Annotated in this window: 19 protein-coding genes and 6 pseudogenes; 11 read left to right on the forward strand and 14 right to left on the reverse strand. The window is 38.5% G+C overall.

Translation table 11 applies throughout. The features are described from left to right. Nucleotides 1–42: 42 nt before the first annotated feature. Entirely contained in the window at nt 43–573 is a 531-nt protein-coding gene (locus J4G44_RS13050; protein ID WP_000172759.1) for a hypothetical protein, read from the reverse strand. Nucleotides 574–721: 148 nt separating this feature from the next. Between J4G44_RS13050 and J4G44_RS13055 the strand changes: the two genes are divergently transcribed. Together J4G44_RS13055 and J4G44_RS13060 are read left to right on the forward strand one after the other, a co-directional pair. After that, nucleotides 722–1,024: a type II toxin-antitoxin system RelE/ParE family toxin gene (locus J4G44_RS13055; RefSeq protein ID WP_000286964.1), complete on the forward strand. Its 303-nt coding sequence runs from the start codon at nt 722–724 to the stop codon at nt 1,022–1,024. After that, nucleotides 1,025–1,306: an addiction module antidote protein gene (locus J4G44_RS13060; RefSeq protein WP_000985609.1), complete on the forward strand. Its 282-nt coding sequence runs from the start codon at nt 1,025–1,027 to the stop codon at nt 1,304–1,306. A gap of 90 nt (nt 1,307–1,396) precedes the next feature. Here the strand turns inward: J4G44_RS13060 and J4G44_RS13065 are convergent, their stop codons facing one another. Both J4G44_RS13065 and J4G44_RS13070 read right to left on the reverse strand, forming a co-directional pair. Further along, complete coding sequence (locus J4G44_RS13065; protein ID WP_096902756.1) at nt 1,397–2,722, reverse strand: ISNCY family transposase; 1,326 nt, start codon at nt 2,720–2,722, stop codon at nt 1,397–1,399. 150 nt (nt 2,723–2,872) lie between these two features. Beyond that, nucleotides 2,873–3,292 carry an SMI1/KNR4 family protein gene (locus J4G44_RS13070; protein ID WP_001180106.1) on the reverse strand — a complete coding sequence of 140 codons (420 nt, stop codon included), beginning with the start codon at nt 3,290–3,292 and terminating at the stop codon, nt 2,873–2,875. A 139-nt stretch (nt 3,293–3,431) separates the two neighbouring features. On the opposite strand from J4G44_RS13070, the gene J4G44_RS13075 reads away from it, so the two are divergent. Further along, nucleotides 3,432–3,752 (forward strand): type II toxin-antitoxin system RelE/ParE family toxin, encoded by a 321-nt coding sequence (locus J4G44_RS13075; RefSeq protein WP_000897307.1) that lies wholly within the window; start codon nt 3,432–3,434, stop codon nt 3,750–3,752. Further along, complete coding sequence (nadS, locus tag J4G44_RS13080; RefSeq protein WP_000369781.1) at nt 3,745–4,017, forward strand: NadS family protein; 273 nt, start codon at nt 3,745–3,747, stop codon at nt 4,015–4,017. The genes J4G44_RS13075 and nadS overlap by 8 nt, the downstream gene beginning before the upstream one ends. 110 nt (nt 4,018–4,127) lie before the next feature. On the opposite strand, the gene J4G44_RS13085 is transcribed toward nadS, so the two are convergent. Then, on the reverse strand, nt 4,128–5,087 hold the full coding sequence (locus J4G44_RS13085) for an IS30 family transposase (RefSeq protein ID WP_180006246.1): 960 nt from the start codon (nt 5,085–5,087) through the stop codon (nt 4,128–4,130). A gap of 497 nt (nt 5,088–5,584) precedes the next feature. Here J4G44_RS13085 and msr(E) point away from each other — a divergent pair. Further along, nucleotides 5,585–7,057 (forward strand): annotated as a pseudogene (msr(E), locus tag J4G44_RS13090) (ABC-F type ribosomal protection protein Msr(E)). Between the two features lie 55 nt (nt 7,058–7,112). Then, nucleotides 7,113–7,994, forward strand: a pseudogene (locus J4G44_RS13095) (Mph(E) family macrolide 2'-phosphotransferase). Between the two features lie 188 nt (nt 7,995–8,182). Here the strand turns inward: J4G44_RS13095 and J4G44_RS13100 are convergent. Both J4G44_RS13100 and J4G44_RS13105 read right to left on the reverse strand, forming a co-directional pair. Beyond that, entirely contained in the window at nt 8,183–8,794 is a 612-nt protein-coding gene (locus J4G44_RS13100; RefSeq protein ID WP_015060246.1) for a recombinase family protein, read from the reverse strand. 207 nt (nt 8,795–9,001) lie between these two features. Continuing rightward, the gene (locus tag J4G44_RS13105; RefSeq protein ID WP_000877730.1) at nt 9,002–9,430 is read right to left on the reverse strand and encodes a hypothetical protein; all 429 of its coding nucleotides are present in this window, start codon (nt 9,428–9,430) and stop codon (nt 9,002–9,004) included. Between the two features lie 600 nt (nt 9,431–10,030). Here J4G44_RS13105 and J4G44_RS13110 point away from each other — a divergent pair. Both J4G44_RS13110 and J4G44_RS13115 read left to right on the forward strand, forming a co-directional pair. Continuing rightward, nucleotides 10,031–10,388 (forward strand): annotated as a pseudogene (locus J4G44_RS13110) (type II toxin-antitoxin system RelE/ParE family toxin). Further along, entirely contained in the window at nt 10,381–10,683 is a 303-nt protein-coding gene (locus J4G44_RS13115; protein ID WP_096902794.1) for a helix-turn-helix domain-containing protein, read from the forward strand. Before J4G44_RS13110 ends, J4G44_RS13115 begins: the two are co-directional and overlap by 8 nt. A gap of 43 nt (nt 10,684–10,726) precedes the next feature. Here J4G44_RS13115 and J4G44_RS13120 read toward each other — a convergent pair. After that, nucleotides 10,727–11,883 (reverse strand): annotated as a pseudogene (locus J4G44_RS13120) (IS4 family transposase). A gap of 207 nt (nt 11,884–12,090) precedes the next feature. On the opposite strand from J4G44_RS13120, the gene J4G44_RS13125 reads away from it, so the two are divergent. Further along, on the forward strand, nt 12,091–12,288 hold the full coding sequence (locus J4G44_RS13125) for a hypothetical protein (RefSeq protein WP_096902802.1): 198 nt from the start codon (nt 12,091–12,093) through the stop codon (nt 12,286–12,288). 116 nt (nt 12,289–12,404) lie between these two features. On the opposite strand, the gene J4G44_RS13130 is transcribed toward J4G44_RS13125, so the two are convergent. Together J4G44_RS13130 and J4G44_RS13135 are read right to left on the reverse strand one after the other, a co-directional pair. Continuing rightward, a complete protein-coding gene (locus tag J4G44_RS13130; protein ID WP_000361155.1) occupies nt 12,405–12,683 on the reverse strand; it encodes a helix-turn-helix domain-containing protein in 279 nt (92 codons plus the stop codon). After that, the gene (locus J4G44_RS13135) at nt 12,676–13,980 is read right to left on the reverse strand and encodes a type II toxin-antitoxin system HipA family toxin (protein WP_000816116.1); all 1,305 of its coding nucleotides are present in this window, start codon (nt 13,978–13,980) and stop codon (nt 12,676–12,678) included. The genes J4G44_RS13130 and J4G44_RS13135 overlap by 8 nt, the downstream gene beginning before the upstream one ends. A gap of 216 nt (nt 13,981–14,196) precedes the next feature. On the opposite strand from J4G44_RS13135, the gene xseA reads away from it, so the two are divergent. Then, on the forward strand, nt 14,197–15,465 hold the full coding sequence (gene xseA / locus J4G44_RS13140) for an exodeoxyribonuclease VII large subunit (RefSeq protein WP_000004127.1): 1,269 nt from the start codon (nt 14,197–14,199) through the stop codon (nt 15,463–15,465). Beyond that, a complete protein-coding gene (gene xseB / locus J4G44_RS13145) occupies nt 15,455–15,649 on the forward strand; it encodes an exodeoxyribonuclease VII small subunit (protein ID WP_001058302.1) in 195 nt (64 codons plus the stop codon). The genes xseA and xseB overlap by 11 nt, the downstream gene beginning before the upstream one ends. Nucleotides 15,650–15,902: 253 nt before the next feature. On the opposite strand, the gene J4G44_RS13150 is transcribed toward xseB, so the two are convergent. The 5 genes and pseudogenes from J4G44_RS13150 to J4G44_RS13170 form a co-directional block, all read right to left on the reverse strand. After that, nucleotides 15,903–17,201, reverse strand: coding sequence for a Y-family DNA polymerase (locus J4G44_RS13150; RefSeq protein ID WP_000100479.1), 1,299 nt, complete (start codon nt 17,199–17,201; stop codon nt 15,903–15,905). After that, nucleotides 17,198–17,770, reverse strand: coding sequence for a LexA family protein (locus tag J4G44_RS13155; RefSeq protein ID WP_000193118.1), 573 nt, complete (start codon nt 17,768–17,770; stop codon nt 17,198–17,200). Before J4G44_RS13155 ends, J4G44_RS13150 begins: the two co-directional genes overlap by 4 nt. Nucleotides 17,771–18,206: 436 nt before the next feature. After that, a pseudogene (locus tag J4G44_RS13160) lies at nt 18,207–19,540 on the reverse strand (ISNCY family transposase). Between the two features lie 391 nt (nt 19,541–19,931). Then, nucleotides 19,932–20,603 (reverse strand): DUF4145 domain-containing protein, encoded by a 672-nt coding sequence (locus J4G44_RS13165; RefSeq protein WP_179989177.1) that lies wholly within the window; start codon nt 20,601–20,603, stop codon nt 19,932–19,934. 173 nt (nt 20,604–20,776) lie between these two features. Beyond that, nucleotides 20,777–21,181, reverse strand: a pseudogene (locus tag J4G44_RS13170) (beta-barrel domain-containing protein); the annotation flags it as partial. Nucleotides 21,182–21,194: the final 13 nt, after the last annotated feature.

A 21,194-nucleotide genomic window follows, 5' to 3' on the forward strand; every position in this document is an offset into this window, starting at 1 on the left:
ATGTTAATTTTAGTTTTCCTTAATACGACAAAAATATCTACTTCATTTCACGAGAATTTCTTTTGCTAAAAGTTCTTCTTTCGTTACACCGAAATATCTTATTTCTAATTTAGGCCTGCCTAACATCTTTAAAAGATTGTTTTCATCATTTATATTTTTTATAGCTTTGCTTACACAATCAATTACGTCATTAGTTTTAGAAATAGCTTCTTTTTCAGATACTTGATCGCTTACTTTTCGAGATATTAAGTCATCAAAATATATCCTATATTCTTCACAAACTAGATAAAAATAAGGGTCTAATCTATCTAAATCATATTCAGATTCAAAGGGTTTACGATCTAATAAATCTTTTTCAGGATAAATAATCAATTGTCCTGCATCGAACCAAAACTCCACAGAAAAATTATCAAACTCAATTCCATTTAAATCATTACTAAAATTTTGAAAATACTGTAATAAAAGATTTTCTATATCCTCTAAAAACTCTTTATTCTTAATATCAAATATTAAAGATTCATTAGAAATAGCTTTGATACAATCTTCTTGAATATCTAACCCCTTTAAAGTCATTTTTACTCCATTTAAATTTTTAGGTTTTGGTGCATTAAGAATTTTGATTAACTTAACATAATGGCGGTTATACGAAATTCACCGTTTCGAGCCCCAAATATCAAGTTTATTTCTTGCATAAATGTATCCTATAGGATACATTCTACTTATGTACTCAATATATACCACTGAAGTCTTTGATGACTGGTTCACCAAGTTAAAAGACCAGCAGGCAAAAAGACGCATACAAGTCCGAATTGATCGGGTTGAAGATGGAAACTTTGGAGATACTGAGCCGGTCGGTGAAGGTGTTTCTGAATTACGTTTCTTCTTTGGGCCAGGCTATAGGATTTATTACTGCAAGCAAGGGCAAAGGGTTGTTATTCTTTTAGCAGGCGGAGATAAGTCTACGCAAAGTAAAGATATAAAACTTGCCCTGCAATTGGCACAAGATTTAGAGGAGGAGCTATAAATGGCTATTAAACTTCGCAAATGGGACAGTGCTGAGCATCTTAAAACAGAGGATGATATGCAGGCTTACTTACAAGCATGTATTGAAGAATCTAATGGCGATGCCGCATTCATTGCAAAGGCTTTAGGTAACATTGCAAAAGCTAAAGGAATGGCTCAATTATCACGAGATACAGGCTTAGGCCGAGAAAGTCTTTATAAAGCACTTTCTGGTGATGTTAACCCTAGTTTTGATACTGTGATTAAAGTTGTAAAAGCACTGAATTTACGCTTAGCAATTTAAAAAAAGTTATTAAAAAATGGAGCTTTAGGCTCCATTTTTTATGTTATTCCCAAGTAGAAATGTCCTACCTAATAACCAAATAGAAATGTCCTATATGGACATTTCCAAGTCAAGCACAGGATTTAGATTTCGTTGTTCAATCGCTGTTTTCTGTGCACGTCTGCTTGGCATCTTTTGAGAACGATTACGTTTGTTTTGCTGTTCCAGTTCTTCATGCTGTTGTTGGATATGATTCAGAACAGCACTCAACCGTTTATTCTCAACAATCTCTCGCTGATTCAGCTGACTTAATTTATCGAAGAGGCTGTAATTGATCTTTCGGCCATCATGCATGAGGGCTACAGTACCATCCGGGTATTCCAGGAACTCAAGATACTTACCGATCAACCTTTGATTTTCTTCGGTGTTTTCCAGGAGATATACGCATTTATCATAAGTAATCGTCAGGCTATTGGTGACTCTGCGGGGTTCACGCCAAGTAAAAATATCATCTAATTCTTCGGCTGTTTCAGTGATAGGCCGATGTAGATTCTTAGGATTAAAAGCCATCTTGGCGAACTTCTGATTGAACTGCTCAATGAAGCAGGGTAGCCAGGCATTAGCTTGCTCAATCGAACAGATGCCTTCCAAGCGCATTTCTTTGATCAGACGGTCCTGAAGCGTTCTATTCGCCCGTTCTACACGGCCTTTGGCCTGTGGTGAATTGGCGAAGATGATATCGATATTGAGGGTGCTGAGTACACGTCCAAACTGGGTAATCTTGGTGTCTTTCTTGCTGCTTTGATTCACTCTAAAGACTGAATGTTTGTCGCTGTAAAACGCTAAAGGCTTACCGTGCTGTTCGACATATAAACGTGTTGAAATCATATAGTCAAAGGTTGATTCTGATTCACAGAAGCGTAAATGCTGCAATTTTCCTGTCGCATCATCGATAAACACCAGCAAACAGCACTTAGCAGCGCGTCCTTCAAACCAGTCATGGTGTGAGCCATCAATTTGGATCAGTTCACCAAAGCAATCCCGGTTGTAACGAGGCTGATACGGGCGTTTCAGGCGCTTGGCGCGAGGAATCCACAGATCTGCTGCAATCATCCAGGAACGCAGTGTTTCAACTGAAATATCAAAGCCATGAACGGTGGTGAGCTTTTCATGCGCTAAAGTGGGTCCGAAACCATGGAATTGTTCAGCGACCAGATTGAGGCACTTGAGTCTGAGCTCTTCAGGAAGCCTGGAATTGCTGATTTGGCCACGTGCAGCATGGGCTAATGCAGTTGGACCTTGAGTTTTGTATTTTTGCAATAAACGTCTGATCTGACGTTCTGAAATATGAAGTAGCTGAGCAGCCTGGGGCTGGGTTATGCGTTGATCACAGATTTCTTGCAAGACCGACAATCGTTTAAGTTCTTTATCCGACATAGACACCAACATATCAAACCGTCCGCTAAGAAAATTGCAACAGCGCATATTCTAAAAGCGGACATTTTTACTTTGGAGAAACCGGACATTTCTATTTTGGAGTTACATTTTAATTTCGTATAAGGTGTATTATGTTAATTTTAGAAATTCTTAATTTCCATCTATCCAAACTTGCTTGATCCAATCTGCTAAATCTTCCCACTGCTCATCGCTATATCCATCTGCTGTCCAATATCTAATTTTATGATTAGGAGATAGGCAATAATAACTACCATTATCTTCACAAATAGGTAGCCAATCTTCTGGCAGACCTTGCTCCCTAGCATCATTTAATATCTGAGATAGCCCTCGATAGCATTCTTTCTCATCTGTAAGAGACGCTAATTCAATTGTTCCATAAAAGATATTGCTAATCTCTTTCAAAACTTTTTTATAATCTTTTGGAAAAATAAAACCTATTTTTCGTTCATAAGCAGATATGAAAATATCATCAGGTAGTTCTATGTTTAGACGACTATTCCCAGATAGTTCTTTTAATTCTTGAATAATGTTATCAAGCTTATTTTGCATATACATTCTGCTCTATCGCATTAAAGTTCTTACTACAATTTAACATAATGGCTGTTATGCGAAACGAGATCTACCAGCTCTCGTTTTTTGTTATGGAAACTGCTAAAATTCAAATACGCCATTGACGTATAAAGAGTCCATGTTATTTATTGAAACCAGCATCTTTACCAAGCAAATTAAAGACCTTGTATCTGATGAGGAATATCGTCAACTTCAGCAAGATCTTTTGGTACAGCCTGATAGAGGTGACCTAATCAAGAATGGCGGTGGTATTCGCAAAGTACGTTGTGCTCAAGGTAACAAAGGGAAAAGTGGTGGGATACGGGTGATTTATTATTGGGTCACCGAGGATGATCAGATCTTTTTCTTAGTGGCTTATCCAAAATCAGTAAAAGATAATTTAACAGATAAGGAAACCGCCATTCTGCACCAACTCGTGAAGGAGCAATTTCATGGATAACAACTTATTTGATGACTTGGTTGCTTCAATCAAAGAAGCTGGAGCTATCAAACGTAAAGAAGTTAAAGCAAGCCGAGTTACAGAACTCGAATTGCCTGATATTAAAGAAGTACGTGAAAAAACTGGCTTGAGCCAAAATGAATTTGCTGCACGTCTACATATTAGCCCCCGTACCCTGCAAAATTGGGAACAGGGACGACGCTATCCAACTGGACCAGCAGCTACATTGATTCGAATTTTAGATGCTCACCCAAGCCTTATTTGAAAAAATTACTTAAAAAATGGGAGCTTAAGGCTCCCATTTTTATTTCGTATAAGGTGTATTATGTTAATTTTAGAAAATCTTCACTACTATTATTTCCTAGATTCAACTCATTAGTGCAACGCCACCAAGTGCTCGTAAAATACTTCATTCGGCGTTCTAAAGCCAAGCGTTTTTCGTGGTCTACTATTTAAATCGTCCATTACTTTTTCCATGTCTTTGTCGGTTAGCTCTGTAAATGAGGTTCCCTTGGGGAAGTACTGCCGTATAAGGCCGTTTGTGTTTTCATTTAGTCCGCGCTCCCAAGAAGAATACGGGGTGGCAAAGTAAAAATCGGTATCAAGTTTTTGGGCAATTTCTTGGTGCTGGGCAAACTCTTTACCATTGTCCGCCGTGATGGTATGTATCAGCCCTTTGTAAGGCCTTAGTAGCGTTATAATCGCGTTTTTAACGCCCTCAGCGGTCTTGTTTTCAACCTTCGCAATACGAACTATTTTAGCCACTCTATCCACCAAAGTAACTATGGCCTGCTTATGGCCTTTGCCGATTATTGTGTCTGCTTCCCAGTCTCCAATGCGCTCTTTTTTATCCACAACAGAGGGACGCTCACTAATCGAAACCCTATGCGGTATCTGGCCTCTAGGGGACTTCCCTCCAATGCGGTGGCCATACTTCTTCTTGCGACGAAGATACTTGTACAGACTACCACCGTGCTTCTTATCTGCGTAAATGTACTGGTAAATAGTCTCGTGGCTTATGTTAAAAACCTGGTCACGCTTTAACCTGCCACTGATTTGTTCAGGGCTCCATTTTTTCTGAAGTAACTCTTTTATCATTTCCCATATCAACGGGTTGATTCGGTACTTTGGCTTGAGTTTATGGCGCACGTTAGCAAGCTTGCTGGCTCGTTTTGGGCAGTAAGTTTGCTTGCTACCATTGCGTCTAAGCTCCCGACTGATGGTCGATTTATGCTTGCCTATTTCTTTAGCAATTTCTGTTACTGAATGGCCTGTGTTGAACAGCGCAGAAATCTGGTATCTTTGCTCACGGGTGAGCTGTGAGTAGTTTCTCATAGTGCTTCTCTAATCTTGCCGGATTGAAAAGCTAAGATGCTACCGCAGCTTGCCTCCCAAACCCAATCAAGCGTTGCACTTATGAGTTGAATTCACCTTTTAAAATAAGCCTTATATCCAAGCATAAAACAAGGTTGTCTAGACTTCTTTTAACAGTAAAGTTATCATAAAACTGAATTTTATTTTTTAGGTAAGTTTATGCATTCTATCCGCATTCGTTAAGACACAACTATTTGCATAGTGACACTATTTTATAATGGTGGGCTTTTGTTGTGTCTTTAAGAATATATGCGGATATATAAAGTAAAAGTATGCTTAATTTATAAGTATGCTTTTAGTGCATAGTTTCCAGTTATAACTTAATTGACTAGCTATTTGTCCACCCTGTGGATGAATAGCTTTTTTTTTGGGAGGACACTGTGATGCTAGCTTTTGTTTTCACCTAAATCCTGTTTGCTGCATAAAAAATTTCAAGAGCTAAACAGGAGTAAATAAAAATGAGTTTAATTATTAAAGCGAGAAACATACGCTTGGATTATGCTGGGCGTGATGTTTTGGATATTGATGAATTGGAAATTCACTCTTATGACCGTATTGGTCTTGTGGGTGATAACGGAGCAGGAAAGAGTAGTTTACTCAAAGTACTTAATGGCGAAATTGTTTTAGCCGAAGCGACATTACAGCGTTTTGGTGATTTTGCACATATCAGCCAACTGGGCGGAATCGAAATAGAAACGGTCGAAGACCGCAATGTTATCTCGCCTTGGTGTTTCCAATGTACAAAACGACACAATGAGTGGCGGAGAGGAAACTCGTGCAAAAATTGCTGCCGCATTTTCCCAACAAGTACATGGCATTCTAGCGGATGAACCAACCAGCCACCTTGATCTCAATGGAATAGATCTACTTATTGGTCAACTTAAAGCATTTGATGGAGCATTACTTGTTATCAGTCATGACCGATATTTTCTTGATATGGTTGTAGACAAGATATGGGAGTTAAAAGACGGTAAAATTACGGAATATTGGGGTGGTTACTCGGATTACTTGCGTCAAAAAGAAGAAGAGCGACAACACCAAGCCGTAGAATATGAGCTGATGATGAAGGAACGGGAGCGATTAGAATCTGCTGTGCAAGAAAAACGCCAGCAAGCTAATCGATTAGACAATAAGAAAAAAGGAGAAAAATCCAAAAACTCTACCGAAAGTGCTGGACGACTTGGGCATGCAAAAATGACTGGCACCAAGCAAAGAAAACTGTATCAGGCAGCTAAGAGTATGGAAAAGCGTTTGGCTGCATTAGAAGATATTCAAGCACCAGAGCATTTGCGTTCTATTCGTTTTCGTCAAAGTTCAGCCCTAGAACTGCACAATAAGTTCCCGATTACGGCAGATGGTCTGAGCTTAAAATTTGGTAGCCGTACTATCTTTGATGACGCTAACTTTATAATACCGCTTGGCGCTAAAGTCGCTATAACTGGATCGAATGGAACAGGGAAAACGTCCTTGTTAAAAATGATATCAGAACGTGCTGATGGATTAACCATATCTCCAAAAGCTGAAATTGGCTACTTTACACAAACAGGATATAAATTTAACACGCATAAATCTGTGCTCTCCTTTATGCAGGAAGAGTGCGAGTACACAGTTGCGGAAATTCGTGCAGTATTGGCTTCAATGGGGATCGGAGCGAATGATATTCAAAAAAACTTATCCGACTTATCGGGAGGTGAAATCATCAAACTGCTTTTATCCAAAATGCTTTTAGGAAAATATAATATTTTGCTTATGGATGAACCAGGAAACTATCTTGACCTAAAAGTATTGCCGCATTAGAAACAATGATGAAGTCCTATGCAGGAACTATTATCTTCGTATCTCATGACAAGCAATTGGTCGATAATATTGCTGACATTATCTACGAGATCAAAGACCACAAAATCATCAAGACTTTTGAGAGAGATTGTTAATGATAGCCAATCTAATCCGAACATTAATTATTGAACTCTTTAAAGGAAATTAAAAATGACAATTCAAGATATTCAATCACTTGCTGAAGCACACGGCTTGTTGCTTACGGACAAAATGAATTTCAATGAAATGGGCATTGATTTTAAGGTCGTTTTTGCTCTTGATACAAAGGGGCAACAATGGTTGCTGCGTATTCCTCGTCGTGATGGCATGAGGGAACAAATCAAGAAAGAAAAACGCATTTTAGAATTGGTAAAAAAACATCTTTCTGTAGAGGTTCCTGATTGGAGAATTTCATCTACAGAATTAGTGGCTTATCCCATACTTAAAGATAATCCTGTTTTAAATTTGGATGCTGAAACCTATGAAATAATTTGGAATATGGACAAAGATAGCCCGAAATACATAACATCTTTGGCAAAAACCTTATTTGAAATCCATAGTATTCCTGAAAAAAGTTCGGGAAAATGATTTGAAAATTATGAAACCTTCAGATTTAAGACCTGAAATAGCAAACAATTTGCAGTTAGTAAAATCTGAAATTGGTATAAGTGAGCAATTGGAAACCCGCTACAGAAAATGGTTGGATAATGATGTTCTATGGGCAGATTTCACCCAATTTATACATGGCGATTTATATGCTGGGCATGTACTAGCTTCAAAGGATGGAGCTGTTTCAGGCGTTATTGATTGGTCAACAGCCCATATAGATGACCCAGCGATTGATTTTGCTGGGCATGTAACTTTGTTTGGAGAAGAAAGCCTCAAAACTCTAATCATCGAGTATGAAAAACTAGGGGTAAAGTTTGGAATAAACTATATGAACAGACTTTAGAAAGAGCAGCGGCCTCTCCTTTGATGTATGGTTTATTTGCCTTAGAAACTCAAAATGAAAGCCTTATCGTTGGAGCAAAAGCTCAGTTGGGAGTTATATAATTTAAAAATATGATTGCTGAGAACTGCCTTGTTTTGAAACTTGGTTGGCTTTAATTAGTTTTTAGTATTCTTTATAGAAAATGCCTCGATCAAGGGCATTTCTAACAATCATTTAACATAAAATTTCTTATGTGAAGTAACCTGAATGCAGCGGTGCCCCATTGGGGGCGCGTTGAGATAAGCCTCTTTTAGATAACTTTAGCAACTCGATAGACAGTTGCAACTCCACAATTCACTGCTTTGGCAATTTCTTCCTTAGTCATATTGCCAACTACTAGCAATTCTTTTATTCGTTTATGTTTAGCCTCATTTGCCTTCTTGCCTGTTGGTTTGTAACCCGAACGTGCCAGGCCCTGCTTAATACGTTCTATACGTTTCTCATTGTCTAGGCGGGCCATTGTTGCCAGAAGATCAATCAACATATTGTTGATGAGTTCCAAGATTGAATGAGTAATGCTGTCACTGGTTTGAATCATTTGGTAGGTAGTAGGAAGATCTGCTACGACTAAACGAAGTCCCTTCTCCTGGATCCTGCGCTTCAGCTCTTGAAAATCTCGTTGGGTTAGGCGTGATAAGCGGTCAATACTTTCAACTAACAATGTGTCACCTTGATTTGCTTCTGACAGTAGCTTATTCAATTCAGGTCGGTCTAACTTCGTACCACTATAGTTTTCCACGTACACAATGGTTTCACCCAAATTCAAGTTTTGGTTTAGATCCTGAAGAATCTGCAAAGCCCTTTCTGCATCTTGATCTTTAGTTGAAGCTCGTAGATAAATACGTGTATTCATTTCTATCATTTAATCTTAATTCTATTAGATTAATGATAATACTATCATTTAATTATTGCATTAAGTCTAATGATAGATATTGTATGCGATTTGGCTCGCTATCATTCAGGTATAGTCTTTTGATAAAAAAAGCATGACTGGAAGCCATGCCTTGGGAATTCGTATAACGTGTATTATGTTAATTTTAGGGAAATTTAAGAATCTCTATGCAATGGTTTATTCAATATTCTTTGATTTCTTATCTTTTAGGTTAATCAGAAATAGCCAATAACATAAGCCAGGAAATAGAGCCATAAAGATAGTCCATGTATCTGTATACATCTTCCACCACTCTTTCGAAATTTCTCCTGTGTGACTCCATCCAAAAAGAATAAAAAATGGAGTAGCAATAATTATAGAGGCAATACAGATAGTTAATAAATTAAGACTGTTATAACGATTTAAAAGAATTGAGAATATGAAGCTGAAAGGTACAGTCAAAATACAATAAGCCAAGTAGACAAGACCGTGCCCTACAAGAACCACTAAAATCGAGTATAGGCTGTATTCCTGATTCATTACGATAAACAGGACTGCTGTGAAAAAAAGTAGTGGTAAAGGAGAAAGTAAGAGAGCTTTTACTATTTTTTCATTTGAATATTTCACTAATTTAATTCTCTTATCTACTCAATAAATAATAATACTATAACGATTTTATTGGAGGTTTTTTGATTCTATTTAACATAATGGTGGTTATACGCAATACACTTGTATATTAATATAAATATCAGATACTTAATAAAACCAGAAAAATCTAAAAATGCACAAAAAGCCGATTTTGAAACAAGTCGGCTTTTTTATGAGCGGTTTTGATATTTTTTGCCAACATTTTTGCTCAAAAAACACTCAAAACAGAAAATCACCTACAATCTATAAGGCTTTCAACCTGAAAAAAATCCACAATTTATGGGGATAACTCTGGGGCTATTTTTAAGCCATTTTTGTACGCTTTGACGTACAGTAATTTAAGGAATCTGCTTCTAGCTGATCAAAGCTTTATTTCTTATGATGTAGTCAAGGAAAGCAGGAAGCTCCAAACAACAAGAATAAGAAAGATCAGCACAAGGATGGTTAGGTACGACAGAAGTTATACCTTGCAACCAAACACGAAAAACCCCGACAGGATGTCGGGGTTTTTTATTACCATTTGAAAACTGACTAAGTTCACTATAAAATATAGACTATAATCTATATTTTGGTTGTGATATGTGGACAGTCATCACAACAGATCTGTTTAATGAGTGGCTTGAGCAGCAAGATGAATCAACACAAGAGAAAGTCCTCGCAGCTTTGGTCGTTCTACAGCAGCAGGGACCTAGCTTAGGTCGCCCTTTAGTGGATACCGTGTATGACTCTAAATTTACCAATATGAAAGAGCTACGCGTTCAGCATAGAGGTAAACCACTTAGAGCCTTTTTTGCATTTGATCCATTACGACAGGCCATTGTGCTTTGCATCGGTGATAAAGGCGGTAAAAAGCGTTTCTATAAAAGAGATGCTGGACATTGCAGAACAGCAATACGAACTTCATCTCTCAACCCTAGGAGAACAATCTAATGGCTAAAACCTTACAGGAATTATTGGTTAGTCGCTCTCCAGAGAGCCAAGCACGTATTAAAAAAATGGCTGATGAGCTACTGTTAGAGACTCAGCTCCATCTTATTCGAGAAGAGTTAGAGATTTCCCAAAAAGAACTTGCTGAAACTTTGGGAATAAAACAGCCATCACTTTCAGCAATTGAAAATCGTGGTAATGATTTAAAGATTTCAACCATGAAAAAGTATGTTGAGGCAATGGGTGGTAAGCTCCGTATTGATGTGGAGCTTCCAACAGGAAAACATATAGGATTTAATGTGTAACGATAAAAAAGGTAGCTATAAGCCACTGCTGTCCCACAATTTTTCACAAGAGGAAGCTTAAATAAGCTTCCTCTTGTTTAATGGGGATTTTATCGGGTGAGAATAAAGCTTTTAACGTTTTTCTTTCAAACAAATTCACTTGAATGATTCTGAGTAAGCGCTGCACTGTCCAGCCTTCTTTCCCCAGATGTTGAGCGAAACTCACCAGCAAATAGGCGATTAACGCGATCCAAATTTGAGTTTGTATGGCATTACGGCTTCGGCCTAGAAATGACTTTAATTTTAAATTCTGTTTAAGTGCTTTAAAGAACAGCTCCACTTTCCAACGGTCTTTATAAATTGCAGCAATCGTTAATGCTGCCAGATGAAAGTTATTACTCAGAAACTCAAACGTCCTGTTCTTATCGGTATCATAAAATTCTATACGTCTTAATAATTTGGGAGCACCTCTTTTCTTTGCATAAGCACTACTTAATTCAATCCATTCATCCGCAATAATACCTTTAGATGCTAATACGCTGCGGCTAGATTTCACTTGATAAACTGTCTTTGGGCGCAATCGGGTGACAAAACTGACCTTTTGATGAGTCAATTGGGCAAACCATTGATAATCAATATATCCTTTGTCAAATACGACAATACTGCCAGCAGGAAATTTGAATGCTCTGCCTTGTACCATATCATTTTCAATGCCATCCCCAAGCGCCACAAATTCAGGAATGGTATTGCTGTAATTTAAGCCAACGCTAAGTTTCATGCTGGCTTTGGATTCATGCACTTTGGCCCATTCACATAAGGAAAATGACAGATCAATATGGCTGGCATCCAGGGAATATAAGGGATTCTTAAAGCGGAATTTATGAGCTACTTTTGAGTGTTCATAAGATTTAAGCAAGGTGTAAAATAGCTGTTCATACAAGGCTGCAGGCTGTTCCTGATTGATTCGAGCCAGTGTACTGCGAGGGTGATAGACTTTGCTCCGAGAGCATTCAGCTTTTCTTGTTGACACTCTAGATTAGATTGAATATCCCGCAGACTTTGTCTGCAGGAAAGTTGAGACATCAGTATGGCAATGAACTGATCCCATCTTGAAGCGGCTCTAAATTTCTGACCGACATGATGTATTTGAACAAGACGTTCAAAATCTTGTCGGAGTATGGGTTTAATCAATTGATGAAATACGGTATTCTGATATGACAAAACCTGAGTCCTTGGTCGTTAAAGTGTTGGTTCGCACTTATATTTTAACGATTCAGACTCAGGTTTTTTTATTTAAATCAAACTATGGGACAGCAGTGAGCTATAAGCTCCCTTTTTTGTGTTAGAAACCATTTAAAGTGTCTGTATTCTCACCATTAAAAATGTCTGGTTTATGATGATCTAAATAACTTCTCAGGATATGACTCTATGAACGACACTGAAAATCAAAAAAAACTCCCATTCTCAGAGGATGAATTACTCGAAAATATAGATGAATATAAAGCACATGCAGATGAAATTACTGTGCTTACAGAAACCGAATTCGATTATTCATATTTCAAACACTCTACTCCATTTTTTCAAAAACAAATTAATTACTGTAGAGACAAAACCCTTGCTACATAAGGTTTTGGAGTCGTTTGTCTAAAAATAATCATAAAACAACCTAGAGCCTGTTTATTTCCTCTTTGTATCCTTAAACGGATAAGATTTTAGAAAAACCGATGGCTCAGAATTAAAAATCATTTAACTTTTATTTGTAATTGTAAACCGAAAGTATCGAGTAATTTCTGCATGGATTTCAAAGTAGGATTGCTCCCTGGTTGCTCCATTTTTTGCAGTGTCTGTGGCGCAATCTTAGTAATTTTAGCCATATCATTCAGTGTTAAATGTAGCTCTGTTCGAATAAATCGAGCAACTTGATAAAAAGACCAGTCTGGATGATTATTGATGGTTTCAAGCACAGATAGTCTTTTTTCCATTTGTTGAATAGGGGTCAATGGTTTAAAACGTTTATCCATGGCTGATCTCCTCCAACTGCTGGCAAATATTGATTATTCGATATTGGCTATTTTCCAGAATTTCATCCGCTACTTGAAGAGCCTGCATCTTTTCTAACAATCCCCGATAAATTGGTAACTGTTCAATTAATAAAGTTTTAATTTCTTGTGGACCAATCGAAGTGCTTTCAGCTATCTGCTCAATCACAGAACTCAAAAGTGGCATACCACCATGATCATCTCTTTCCCAACGAGTAGTACGTGCAATACCATCAGGATGTAACCACATTGGCGCAAAATCAAATAATGGTGTGAGCTGAATTTTACCATTATTGAAGCGTTGGATTGCTGTATTGCGAGTATGGTTATCTTTATTGCCTAAGGCAACATTTGCGAGATCACGCTTCAAATACTCAAATACTTCCTGCTTTGGTTCGGTACAAGCCTCCATAAGCAGGGTACATATTTGATTATGGGTCATTCTAACCCCAAAGCCCGCCTTCCCACCTAGAGATGCAAGGCTTTCCTGAGCAATTCTTTCAACTTTGCCATTAATTACTTTGCGATCAAATCTTGGAATAAACAAAGTCTTGCCATGTAGCTCAAGATCCCGGTGTACACGTAGTTGCAAGTACTGAGCGACTTTCATATACAAAGCTTCGTTCATCAGGATTTTATTCAAATTTTGATCACTGCCGCGGCTAAATTTAACCAACCAATGCTGCTTAACTTGATCATCTGGAAGAGTATGATCTAGATAGAAAAGATCATCATAACCTTGTGTTAACAACAATTTTGGCCACTCACCCTGAATACCAGATGAACCAGCAATAAAAAGTCCATAAGATGCGAGCGATTCAATAAACTTCTCTTTACGTTCAATAATTTGGCTTAGGCTAAATCCCTGATTCTGCAGCTTTGGGAAATGACTTTGTAACCACTCATGAGCCTCTTTGACTCGCAGATTCCCAATTGGATTTCCTGCGCCTGCTTTTAAAAGCGCCCAGTCCGCTTGTTCCTGAACATTCTCAGAAAAATCAAGCTGTATTAGTAATTCTTTGCGGCCGTATCCTTGAGGTAATAGATCCATAAGAAATGCTGGCCAAGTTGATTCCAATCTATTTTGAACGTTCACTGGTAAGTCATAAGCAAGCGCATGACCATCTCTTAGATCCATATATGAAATAGCATATTCGAACAAATATGATGTACGTGTAGCTGCCTGCCATCCAGCATTTTGATCATCCGTAACCTCAACCAAAGCACAGTCATGCCATTCATAGTCTTGGTAGATTTGCAGTGTACAGTATTGCTTCATAATTTTATTAAAATAGTAAAATATAATGATTTTATTGATTATATATCTATTTTAATATAAAAGTATAATTAAACTAAAAATCTCAATGATCACTCTAGGTGTCTAAGAAGAACTTATACATTTCTCAAAATTGCAATAAACTCATCTGATTTGCAGTAGAATTGATCAATATTAGGTTAAATCTCACCTCCTTATATTTTAGCTATCCTTTACATCATGTCAGAACGTCAACAACTCAGCCTTAGTGAATACCTTGCCACTGTACAGGAAGTCATCCATCTGACTTTTGATGGGGCAGTGTGGGTCAAGGCTGAGATCCGTAATTTAAGTATTAAAGGCGGTCACTATTATCTTGAGTTGGCTGAGAAAGATGAAGAAAGCCATAAGGTGATCGCTAGTTGTAAAGGCACCATTTGGAAATTTACGGCACAAAAAATAGTTCTAAAGTTTGAACGAGAAAGTGGTATTGAACTGTCGAAAGACCTGAATGTACTGATCAAGGTCAAAGCTAGATTTGATCCGCAATATGGCTTCTCGGTCAATATCGAAGATATCGACTCTAGCTTTACTCTAGGAGACATCGCCAAACGCTATCAGCAGATTCTGCTGCGACTGACTGAGGAAGGCCTGCTCAATAACAATAAACAGTTGCCGGTACCCTTTGATATTCAGAATGTCTTGGTCATTGCACCGGAAAATGCTGCAGGGTTAGGTGACTTTAAAAAAGATGCGGATGCCCTGGCTCAGGCTGGTGTCTGCCATTTCGTTTATCATTCAGCAACTTTTCAGGGTAATACTGCTTCTGCCAGCATCATTCAGGTTTTGGGCCGTGCCTTAAGACAGTGGGCTCAAGATTACTTGATAGCACCAGACCTTATTGTGATTATCCGTGGTGGTGGAGCCGTGAATGACCTAGCTTACCTGAATGATTATGATCTGGCCGCACTGCTGTGTAAAAGAACTGTGCCTATCTGGGTCGGTATTGGCCACGAGAAAGACCACACTATTTTGGATGAAATTGCACACCGTTCCTTTGATACTCCGAGTAAAGTGATCGCAGGGATCCGTAACCTGATTGTGGAGCGAGTCAATGAAGTTAGTACTGCTTTGCAGACCATCAAGCTACTGTCACAGCACCAGTTGATCACCTACCAGAGCCAGAGTGATCAGTATCTGAAAACTATCAAAACTCTGACACAGAACCAGATCAATGAAGCCCAACGTAGAGTTGATATGCTGAAGAGTGATACTAAGTATCTTGCTCAACAACAGATTAAACTAGCTTCACAGCAGGTAGAGTCATTGATGAGGGAAACCTTGCTACAGAATCCACGTAATGTGATGGCCAAGGGCTATGCAATTGTCCGTAGCCAAGGCAAAGCCATCCGTTCCATACAGCAGATTACTGACCAGCAATTACAGATTGAACTTAAGGATGGCACCATTGATGCCACCGTGACACAGGTAAACGCACATGAACAATGAAGAACTAAGTTTCAAGAAAGGTTATGAAATTCTCAAGAAAAATGCCGAATTTCTTGAATCTCAGGAAGAACCGGATATTGATAACCTTATGGCGATCGTTGAAGAGTCCATGACTGCCTATAAAGCCTGCAAATTACGTATTGATGCTGTGCAACAGGCGTTGAATGACACCTTTAAAGAATAAAAATTCTAGGTCGAGAAAAGTCTAGAATGTTCTAGAAATAAAGGACATGAGATGGTGAAAACTGACAGTTAACCCAATAAATTTGCTTGAGCAGAGTTTTATTACTAACCACCTTTTCCTCGAGAGGTGTTACATGGATCCCAAACAACATACTTACGTTGTTAAATGGTTGACTGAGGATCAAGCCTGTGTCGGCTTATGTGTCGAGTTCTTCATTAAGCTGACTTAAACCAAATAGGTGAGGCTAATTAATTTAATGGCTGATCTTTAATAATCCCTGCCAGCTGAAATAGTTTTGGGTCAAATGGGTACGATTCATGGACCACTTTCGTTGTGGCAAGTAGCAGCTGCCAACAGCTAATTTAGTTTTCCCATATCTCGCCTGTACCGCTTCTAAAGTCTGCATGAGGCTTTCATTACTTTCACGCTGGCTGTGGTCCGTCAGCAGGTCAGGAGTAAAGCGCTGCTTAGCAATTAAATCCGTCAGAATTACACCACACTTTTTATATTTCACGTCAGATTTATAAATGTGTTCCAGCAGTTGCATAGCTGTTTTAATCAGATCCAAAACACAATCCGTCGGTTCAGGAAACTCAAAAGCCAACGATTTACTGTAATAGGGAACCTTTGAATCAAAAGGATTCGATTGCACAAAAGCAATGACACATCCACATAAGGAAGCGTCTGCTCGTAAACGTATGACCGCATCCTGTACATACTTGCCCATAGCCTCTTTGAGATCATCTTGCTCGGTAACTTTTTCACCAAATGAACGACTTGCTATGATTTGCTGTTTGGGGGGAGGGGCATCATCTAACTGCATACAAGAAACACCTTGCAGCTCCAATACTGTTCTTTGCATTACCACAGAAAAAAGGCTCGCCATGCGATGAGAATCTTGCATCACTAAATCCAGTACCGAATAGATTCCCATGGCATTTAGTTTTTTAACTAACTTACGACCAACGCCCCAAACTTCACCGACCTCAATGTCTGAATAAAGCATTTCCTGATCTAGGAAATCCATATTGAGTAAGTTACACACACCCTTGAAACCCTGTCTTTTTTTGGCAAGATGGTTGGCCATTTTGGCTTCAGTTTTACTACGCCCGATACCAATCGAGACGGGCAAGCCAATCCAATCCAACAATCGTTGTTTCATGTGATGCGCATACTGAGTTAAGTCAAAATTTTGTGCATAACTGGTCAGGTCTAAAAAACACTCATCAATTGAATAGATTTCCTGTTCAGGTGGCGCAACAAAACTAGCCAAAATTGAATGAAAACGCTTGGACATTTCAGCATATAAAGCATAGTTACTGGATAACACCACGACCTGATGTTGCTGAACAATATCTTGTATTTGAAAGAGAGGAACGCCCATTTTGATGCCCAGCGCTTTGGCTTCATTACTTCTTGCCACAGCACAGCCATCGTTATTGCTGAGAACAATGACAGGTTTGTTGTTTAGACTGGGATTAAATACCCGCTCACAACTGACATAACAGTTGTTAATATCAATCAGGGCATAAATCCGCTCGTAACTGCTCATCTGAACTTCTTGATCACACTGGTAACCACACCCCAAATCAGCATGGTTTGATTATCTTTCAAATAGATATCAGCAAAATCAGGATTAGCCGCCTGCAACCAGCATTGATTACCCTCAATCATTAAACGTTTAATCGTAAAATCATTGTCTATCAATGCCAGAACAATATCCCCATGCTTGGCTTCAATACTACGGTCAACGATTAGCTTGTCATTCAGATCAATCCCTGCATCACGCATGGATAAGGATTCCACTTCAACGATAAAGGTTGCCTGTTGGTTTTGAATAAGAAACTCGTTTAGATCAAGGGTCTTATCGATATAGTCCTGAGCAGGGGAAGGGAAGCCTGCAGCAACTTTTTGCAAAGCAACAGGAATCTCATAATGTGTTTTTGTCTCAAGCAATGTAATAGAGGAAATATCGTTAAACTTTGGAGTGTCATTTTTTTTCAGGTATTTCTTGATTTCCAATACACGAGACTCTGGCACCCGAATGACCTTGGTCGGTTCGTTATAGACAAAAGGACGGCCAGAACCTTTGCGTGCACCACCATGCTTATTTTGCGTCATTTTTATTATCAATCTTGATTATGTAACATAATTAAGATTATAGAAAACTCAGAATATAAAAACAAGATTGTCCGTTCTTTAATAAAGTATTATCCCAAATCTTGGGATTGCCATGATATTAGCAAAGCCACAAGATCAGTCAGACGACACAATAAAGATTGTCTAATCCTTGATCGTAGAGACTTTATATTTGAAGCAACAGAAGACCTAAAGGGCTTTACTGGTATCCATTGATTGTTCAGCAACATTAAATAAAACCGTGGAACATTGATTAAAGAATAGGCGTGGAACGTGAAAAATCATAAAAAAAGCCCACTCGAGGGTGAGTGGGCTGTAAACTAGGTGTTAGCATACTGAATTATAACACAATTTAAAAAGCTGTTGTTATTCACCAATTAAAATGTCTATGCGATAAACCATTTAAAATGTCCTGTTTTTAACTGCAAGAGTCAAGAACAGGATTTAAATTTCTTTGTTCATTGCTAGCTTTCTGAGCTTTACGACTCGGCATACTTTTCTTGGCACGGGAACGTTTATTCTGTTTTTCCAACTCTTCATGCTGTTGTTGGATATGGGCCAGAACTGCGCCTAACCGTTTATTCTCAACCACTTCATTCTGCTGCAGTCCAGTCAGTTTATTGAAGATACTGTAGTTGATCTTCCGTCCTTCATACATGATCGCAACAGTGCCATCCGGGTACTCCAGAAATGAAATGTATTGTCCAACTAATTTCTGGTTCAATTCAGTCGGTTCAAGCATATAAATACATTTGTCATACGTCAGGGTTAGATTCTTGGTGACCTTACGTGGTTCCTGCCAGGTAAAAATATCATCCAGTTCAAGATCAGATTCGGTTAATGGTCGATGTAAATTCTTTGAGTTACGCGCACACTTGGCGAACTTCTGATTGAACTGCTCAATGAAGCAGGGTAGCCAAGCATTGGCTTCAGCAATCGAACTGATGCCTTCCAGACGCATCTCTTTGATCAGACGATCCTGAAGTGTCCTGTTAGCACGTTCCACACGTCCTTTGGCCTGTGGTGAGTTGGCAAAAATAATATCGATGTTTAACTCATTCAGAATCCGCCCAAATTGCGTGATCTTGCTGTCTTGGCTCGATTTCTGATTCACTCGGAATACTGAGTGTTTATCGCTATAAAAGGCCAAAGGCTTGCCATATTGCTTAATGTAGGCTCTCGTGGAAAGCATATAGTCGAAGGTCGTTTCAGCCTCACAAAAGCGCAGATGCAACAGCTTTCCAGTGGCGTCATCGATATAAACCAGCAAACAGCATTTGGCGGATCGTCCTTCAAACCAGTCATGATAGGAGCCATCAATCTGGATCAGTTCACCGAAGCAATCACGGTTATATCTAGGCTGATATGGACGTTTCAGACGCTTGGATCGCGGAATCCAGAGCTCATTGGCAGTCATCCAGCGACGAACTGTTTCCACAGGAATATTCAGCTCAAACATGCTGCTGAGCTTCTCATGCGCCAAGGTGGGCCCAAAGCCCAGCAGATGTTCAGAAATAATGGAAAGGCACTTTGCTTTTAACAAGTCATCATGGCGACGATGGCCAGGTTGACCACGACTGGCATGAGCCAGACCTGAAACACCATCTTGATTGAGCTTCTGCAATAACCGGGTAATTTGACGGGGGAAAGATTCAGGATTTCAGCAGCACGGACTTGGGTAATACGATGATCTCGAACGTCTTGCAGAACCGCAAGACGTTGAATTTCTTTGTCAGACATAGTGATCAGCATCTATATTTCATATCCAGTCCATGATGGTTAAATCATCATAAACTAGACATTTTTATTGGTGAGAATACAGACACTTTAAATGGGTTCTAACATCTGTATTTCGTATAATATTGATTATGTTAAATAGGATATCTAAACACAGCACCCTACAATAATATCGTTGGTGCTGCACTTGACGGTTGCAATAATAAATTATCTTACCGTCAAGTGTATCCCAAGTAACATAACATAAGTTATGCGGAAATCAGACCGCTACTCGACTTGCGTATCAGTCAAACCTACGCAAGTCTGCGTGGCTATGATTTCAATATCTGGAAAATAGATACTCTATTAGTCTCAAATTTGGAACTAGAGTCCACCATTAGATAACGTGGACTCTTTTTTTGTTGTATTAAGAAGCATATTCAAGTAAGAATCTTTCAACATCTCGGATCATATTCTGTACATCGTTATCATTAAATTCCTCAATCTCCCCATGAGCAGCTTTATTTCTTATATGTGCCAAAGTTAAAACTTGCTTATGTTGAAGAGCACTATAGATATTAGCATTTTTTAATTCAGAATTAAGAGCATCAAGTTTTTTAGGTTTAGTAGTACCTTCTTGGCAAATATCAATTCCGTTATTTTTAGCTAATTCTTTAATTGCTGTTTCTAAAACTACACCAGCAGTGACAGCAGAAGCTACTTTATAACCTGAATCAAGGAAATGCTGTGCTTGATCCAACTCACTATCAAAAACCTCTGACTGAATTAGTTTTTTGATTGTGATTAGAAAACCATTTTTTAAATCATCTTCTGCCGCTCTTAAAATTGGAATCACGCGATTTAATATTGCTTTTCTTGTATCCCCCATTCCTGCTTTAAGATTTTTATCAAACTGAGACAAATAATGTGACTTTTCACCACAAGTAATGCTTAATATATTTTTAGATTTCATTTGCCATTCGATAAAAGCTGATTGTAATTCAGGATTATAACCAGATCCAGCGGCTTCACATTTTTGATAGATTGAATCACCTTCTTCTATTAGTGAAGAAAATCGATCTAGTATTTTTTGGGTCATATTTATTCTCAAGTATTAGGTCATTCTGAAGTCGCATAACTTCATTTTATGTTAAATAAGATATCTGAAGATAGCACCCTGCATCGAGCTATGCGGTATTGATAAATATTCAATAAAGTGGAACGTTTTTTTAAAGAACGTTCCACTCAAAGAGTGTGGGGTTCAGCGGACGCTTACCTTTCTCTTAAAGCCTCTTGCGCTTTATTAAATGGTTTTATTAGATAATCTAAGATCGTTTTCTCCCCTGTTTTAATATCGACTGTTGCAACCATGCCAGGAGTAATACTGAATTGTTTGCCTGCTTTATTCATCAATTTTCCTGAATCCGTTCGAATATACACTCGATAATAAAATTGATCTTGCTTAACTTCATCTCTCAAGGTGTCTGGAGAAATAATAGAAACTTTTCCTTTCAACCCACCATAAATAGAATAATCATACGCGGTGATCTTCACCAGTGCATCTTGCCCAGGATGAATAAAAGCAATATCTCGCGGTGAAATACGTGCCTCAACCAAAAGTTGTTCATCCAGCGGAACAATTGTCATCAACTTGCCATTTTGAGAAATCACTCCGCCAATTGCAGATTCA

Origin of the sequence: Acinetobacter towneri (assembly GCF_017498585.1) — a bacterium.
Taxonomy (GTDB): domain Bacteria; phylum Pseudomonadota; class Gammaproteobacteria; order Pseudomonadales; family Moraxellaceae; genus Acinetobacter; species Acinetobacter towneri.

What these genes read in the sequence shown, in the direction of transcription:
- J4G44_RS13050 (WP_000172759.1), bottom strand. Translation starts at nt 573, where the DNA reads ATGACTTTAAAGGGGTTAGATATTCAAGAAGATTGTATCAAAGCTATT.
- J4G44_RS13055 (WP_000286964.1), top strand. Translation starts at nt 722, where the DNA reads ATGTACTCAATATATACCACTGAAGTCTTTGATGACTGGTTCACCAAG.
- J4G44_RS13060 (WP_000985609.1), top strand. Translation starts at nt 1,025, where the DNA reads ATGGCTATTAAACTTCGCAAATGGGACAGTGCTGAGCATCTTAAAACA.
- J4G44_RS13065 (WP_096902756.1), bottom strand. Translation starts at nt 2,722, where the DNA reads ATGTCGGATAAAGAACTTAAACGATTGTCGGTCTTGCAAGAAATCTGT.
- J4G44_RS13070 (WP_001180106.1), bottom strand. Translation starts at nt 3,292, where the DNA reads ATGCAAAATAAGCTTGATAACATTATTCAAGAATTAAAAGAACTATCT.
- J4G44_RS13075 (WP_000897307.1), top strand. Translation starts at nt 3,432, where the DNA reads ATGTTATTTATTGAAACCAGCATCTTTACCAAGCAAATTAAAGACCTT.
- nadS (WP_000369781.1), top strand. Translation starts at nt 3,745, where the DNA reads ATGGATAACAACTTATTTGATGACTTGGTTGCTTCAATCAAAGAAGCT.
- J4G44_RS13085 (WP_180006246.1), bottom strand. Translation starts at nt 5,087, where the DNA reads ATGAGAAACTACTCACAGCTCACCCGTGAGCAAAGATACCAGATTTCT.
- J4G44_RS13100 (WP_015060246.1), bottom strand. Translation starts at nt 8,794, where the DNA reads ATGATAGAAATGAATACACGTATTTATCTACGAGCTTCAACTAAAGAT.
- J4G44_RS13115 (WP_096902794.1), top strand. Translation starts at nt 10,381, where the DNA reads ATGGCTAAAACCTTACAGGAATTATTGGTTAGTCGCTCTCCAGAGAGC.
- J4G44_RS13125 (WP_096902802.1), top strand. Translation starts at nt 12,091, where the DNA reads ATGAACGACACTGAAAATCAAAAAAAACTCCCATTCTCAGAGGATGAA.
- J4G44_RS13130 (WP_000361155.1), bottom strand. Translation starts at nt 12,683, where the DNA reads ATGGATAAACGTTTTAAACCATTGACCCCTATTCAACAAATGGAAAAA.
- J4G44_RS13135 (WP_000816116.1), bottom strand. Translation starts at nt 13,980, where the DNA reads ATGAAGCAATACTGTACACTGCAAATCTACCAAGACTATGAATGGCAT.
- xseA (WP_000004127.1), top strand. Translation starts at nt 14,197, where the DNA reads ATGTCAGAACGTCAACAACTCAGCCTTAGTGAATACCTTGCCACTGTA.
- xseB (WP_001058302.1), top strand. Translation starts at nt 15,455, where the DNA reads ATGAACAATGAAGAACTAAGTTTCAAGAAAGGTTATGAAATTCTCAAG.
- J4G44_RS13150 (WP_000100479.1), bottom strand. Translation starts at nt 17,201, where the DNA reads ATGAGCAGTTACGAGCGGATTTATGCCCTGATTGATATTAACAACTGT.
- J4G44_RS13155 (WP_000193118.1), bottom strand. Translation starts at nt 17,770, where the DNA reads ATGACGCAAAATAAGCATGGTGGTGCACGCAAAGGTTCTGGCCGTCCT.
- J4G44_RS13165 (WP_179989177.1), bottom strand. Translation starts at nt 20,603, where the DNA reads ATGACCCAAAAAATACTAGATCGATTTTCTTCACTAATAGAAGAAGGT.